1 protein-coding gene is annotated in these 1,737 nt (G+C 71.3%); it reads right to left on the bottom strand.

The features are described 5' to 3' along the window. A partial coding sequence (locus BDW27_RS27015) for a glycoside hydrolase family 15 protein (protein WP_110052535.1) occupies positions 1-1,737 on the bottom strand: 1,737 nt, incomplete at its 5' end.

The following is a 1,737-nucleotide window of genomic DNA, read 5'->3' as shown; positions in this document are numbered from 1 at the left end:
TCAGTGTTGGTCGAGGAGTTGGGCGCAGCGGATCAGGCCCAGGTGGGAGTAGGCCTGGGGGTGGTTGCCCAACGCGCGTTCGGTGACGGGGTCGTACTCCTCGGGGATGAGCCCGGTGGGTCCGGCGCAGTCGACCAGGTGCTTGAAGAGTTCCTCGGCCTCGGCCCTTCGGCCGGTGAGCAGGTAGGCCTCGATGAGCCAGGTGGTGCACAGGTGGAAGCCGCCCTCGCCGCCGGGCAGGCCGTCGTCGCGGTGGTAGCGGTACACGGTGGGTCCGGAGCGGAGTTCGGCCTCCACGGCGGTGACGGTGGCCTGGAAGCGTTCGTCGGTGGGGTCGATGAGTCCGGACAGGCCGATGTGCAGGGAGGCGGCGTCCAGGTCGGTGCCGTCGTAGGCGGTGGTGTAGGCCTGGGCCTGTTCGTTCCAGCCCTTTTCGAGGACTTCCTGGGCGATGTCGGTGCGCAGGTCGGGCCAGGTGGGGTCGACGGTGCGCCCGTACTTCTCGGCGAGGGTGATGGCGCGGTCCAGGGTCACCCAGCACATGACCTTGGAGTAGACGCGTTGGCGGGGTTCGTCGCGTTCTTCCCAGATGCCGTGGTCGGCTTCGTGCCAGCGGCGGGCGACGGCCTCGGCCATGGAGCGGACCAGGTCCCAGTCGCGGTCGGTGAGTTGGTCGCGGGTGTGGGACAGGTGGGTGATGAGTTCGACGACGGGTCCGAACACGTCGAGTTGGACCTGGTGGTCGGCGAGGTTGCCGATGCGCACGGGGCGGGAGCCGGCGTAGCCGGACAGGGACTCGATGACTTCTTCGGGGCCCAGGTTGGTGCCGCGCAGGGAGTAGAGGGGGCGCAGGAGTTCGGGTGAGGGCAGGGAGTCCACGACGCGGTGGACCCAGTCCAGGAAGGCTTCGGCTTCGGTGGTGGAGCCCAGGGTGACCAGGGCCTGGACGGTGAGTGCGCCGTCGCGGAGCCAGCAGTAGCGGTAGTCCCAGTTGCGGACGCCGCCGATCTCCTCGGGCAGGGAGGTGGTCGCGGCGGCCATGACACCGCCGGAGGGGGTGCACAGACCCCGCAGAGTCAGCGCGGAGCGCGCGGCGAGGACGTTCTCGGTGCGCGGCAGGTCCAGGTCCCGCACCCAGGAGGACCAGTGGAGGGCGGCCTGTTCCTGGCGCTGCGCCTCGGTGGCCTCCTCGGCGGTCAGGGAGTCGGTGCCGCAGCGCAGCTCCAGTACCACGGGACGCTCGGACCTCGGGTGGACGGTCGCGCGGGCGACGTCGTCGGTGCCGTCGTGGTCCACCCGCCACTCCACACCGGGGGAGCGCAGGACCATCGGGAAGTCGGCGCCCTGGACGCGCAGGCCCTCGGGCTCGACGGTGATGCGGATGGGGGCGCGGCCGAAGTCGGGACGCGGGGCGAACTCGACGGTGGCGGGGGTGACGCCGCCGATCACCCGGACGAGGTCGGTGCGGCCGGGCTCGGTGTCGTGCGCGAGGTAGTCGGTGACCTCCAGGCGGGACCAGCGGGTGCGCACGGTCATCGTGCCCGGCAGGTAGCGCTGGCCGAGGGGGAGTCCGCCGTGGGCGGGCGAGATCGCGAAGACACCCGCCTGACGGCCGCCCAGGACCTCGGCGAACAGGGCGTTGGAGTCCGGCTCGGGGTGGCAGAACCAGAGCAGGCGCGCGTCCGGGCCCAGCAGCGCCACGGAGGCCTGGTTGGAGAGCATCGACATGCGCTCGAT

This window comes from Nocardiopsis sp. L17-MgMaSL7 (genome assembly GCF_003182025.1).
Classification (GTDB): domain Bacteria; phylum Actinomycetota; class Actinomycetes; order Streptosporangiales; family Streptosporangiaceae; genus Nocardiopsis; species Nocardiopsis prasina.
Note: the sequence above shows the minus strand (reverse complement) of the source record. Positions and strands in the feature narration are given on the sequence as shown.